This is a genomic window from Cryobacterium sp. 10I1 (assembly GCF_035019805.1).
Taxonomy (GTDB): Bacteria; Actinomycetota; Actinomycetes; order Actinomycetales; family Microbacteriaceae; genus Cryobacterium; species Cryobacterium glucosi.
Map to the genome: position 1 here is coordinate 1 of NZ_JASJVF010000408.1, position 1,858 is coordinate 1,858.

Annotated in this window: 4 protein-coding genes; 2 read left to right on the forward strand and 2 right to left on the reverse strand. The window is 68.9% G+C overall.

Annotation, left to right across the window (positions count from 1 at the left end):
• A partial coding sequence (locus QN345_RS18545) for an SDR family NAD(P)-dependent oxidoreductase (protein WP_323509058.1) occupies positions 1 to 389 on the forward strand: 389 nt, incomplete at its 5' end.
• A 28-nt stretch (positions 390 to 417) separates the two neighbouring features.
• Here QN345_RS18545 and QN345_RS18550 read toward each other — a convergent pair.
• On the reverse strand, positions 418 to 825 hold the full coding sequence (locus tag QN345_RS18550) for a hypothetical protein (protein WP_134449574.1): 408 nt from the start codon (positions 823 to 825) through the stop codon (positions 418 to 420).
• A gap of 67 nt (positions 826 to 892) precedes the next feature.
• Between QN345_RS18550 and QN345_RS18555 the strand changes: the two genes are divergently transcribed.
• Positions 893 to 1,177, forward strand: coding sequence for a DUF167 domain-containing protein (locus QN345_RS18555; protein ID WP_241975325.1), 285 nt, complete (start codon positions 893 to 895; stop codon positions 1,175 to 1,177).
• Positions 1,178 to 1,210: 33 nt separating this feature from the next.
• Here the strand turns inward: QN345_RS18555 and QN345_RS18560 are convergent, their stop codons facing one another.
• Positions 1,211 to 1,582: an FKBP-type peptidyl-prolyl cis-trans isomerase gene (locus tag QN345_RS18560; protein WP_166788266.1), complete on the reverse strand. Its 372-nt coding sequence runs from the start codon at positions 1,580 to 1,582 to the stop codon at positions 1,211 to 1,213.
• Positions 1,583 to 1,858 lie beyond the last annotated feature (276 nt).

Genomic DNA, 1,858 nt, shown 5'->3' on the forward strand with positions numbered 1-1,858 from the left:
AGGCGTACTGTGCGGCGAAATTCGCGGTCGAGGGATTCATGGAGAGCCTCGCCCCCGTCGCGGCGACCGCCGGTGTCACGGTCACGGTCGTCGAACCCGGCGCGGTCGCATCGTCGTTCGTCGACAACGTCGGCCTCGACCCGCGCGCCAGTCCGCCGAACGATCCGTACGCATCCGCCCTAGCGGGGTACCTCGCCAGGGCCGCGCAGTCATTCAGTGCCGCGCAGTCTGCGGAGAGCGCCGGGGCCTTCGTCGCCGCGCTGCTCGACGGCGAGCGTCCGCCGTTCCGGGTGCAGACCTCCGACGCGGCGCGCGCGTTCGTCGGCGTCAAACTCGCCGATGCCGACGGCTCAGCAGTGCAGCGCATGACCACGGCCTGGCTCGATTAGCAGCAGGCTCGACGGGCAGCAGGCTCGACTAGCGGCTGAGGCGCAGGAGGCGGAGCACCGCCAGCCCGTAGGCATCCGCCGCGTCGGTCGCCTCGACGGCCTCGAGCACCCCGGCGAGCAGCGCGGTGACCCGATAGGCGTCGTCGCCGAGCCGCTCGAGGGAGTGGAATGCACCCCCGAGCATCTCCCGGAGCTGGTCCTCCCGGGGGAGCCAGAGGGCGTCCTCGAGGGCGAGCGAGTCGAGTGCCCACTCGGTCGTGCCGTTGAAGCCGAGGATGGTGCCGGTGTCGAATTCATGCGGTTCGATGGTCATCTCGCTGACCGTGAACACCTCGACGTCGAAGCCGGCCCTTTCGATCCGGAACGCGTCGCCTGAGGCGGGCCGCCAGGCCAGTCCGGCGGCTTCGAGGGCACGTGCGCAGTCGATTGAGATCATGGGACATTCTCGTCCGGACGATCGCAGACCACTAGCGTTGAAAGGAAGAGTTTTCAGGAGGCAGTCCGTGACCCGAACCGTGAACCTGACGGTGCACGTCAAGCCCGGCAGCCGCAAGGGCCCGCTCGTCGCCGTCGACGACCCGGACTCCCTCGGCACTCCCGCGGCGACGAGCGCGCCGACGGATGCCTCGCTCACGGTCTACCTGCAGCAGCGGGCCGTCGAGGGCGCCGCCAACGACGCCCTCGTCAAGCTGCTCGCGAAGCACTTCGCCGTCTCGAAGAGCGCCGTCACGATCGTGCGCGGACACACCTCGCGGGTTAAACACGTGCGCATCGACCACGAGTCGTGATCGATGCGCACGGGTTGCGGGTGAGTGCGCGGCCTAGCTGACGCCGCGCAGGTCGATCACGAAGATGAGGGTCTGGCCGGAGAGGCGGTGTCCTCCGCCGGCGGGCCCGTACGCCAGATGCGGCGGCACGACGAGCTTGCGACGCCCGCCGACCTTCATGCCGGGGATGCCCTGCTGCCAGCCCGCGATGAGCGAGCGCAGCGGGAAATTGATCGACTGGCCACGGCTCCACGAGGAGTCGAATTCGTCGCCGGTGTCGTATTCGACGCCGAGGTAGTGCACGTCGACGGTCGCGCCGGCGGTCGCCTCGGCGCCCTCGCCAACCACGATGTCGGTAATGGTGAGCTCCGTGGGCGCTGGGCCCTCCGGTGCGTCGAGTTCGGGCTTGGTGTTCAGATCAGTCATGCACCCATCCAATCGGATTTCCCGGCATCATGCACGCTGGAAATTACCCCTTGCGCGAACGGCACCGGAGGGCGCACGATATCAGCAGGAACTCGTCATCCGGGAGAGTCGTCGGCAGTGCCACGCCACCGGATGACGAGTTCACTCGTTAACCGGCCGCGGGTCGACCGGCCGCGGGCGGCATCAGCCCTCTGAGAGCGGATGCCGGGCCTCAGCCGATCACGACCGCCCGGTGCGCCTGGACGAGAGCGAGAAGCTCAGCCTCGTCGGCGCGGG

Coding starts and splice junctions, on each gene's coding strand:
- QN345_RS18550 (WP_134449574.1), bottom strand. CDS start 825: ATGATCTCAATCGACTGCGCACGTGCCCTCGAAGCCGCCGGACTGGCC.
- QN345_RS18560 (WP_166788266.1), bottom strand. CDS start 1,582: ATGACTGATCTGAACACCAAGCCCGAACTCGACGCACCGGAGGGCCCA.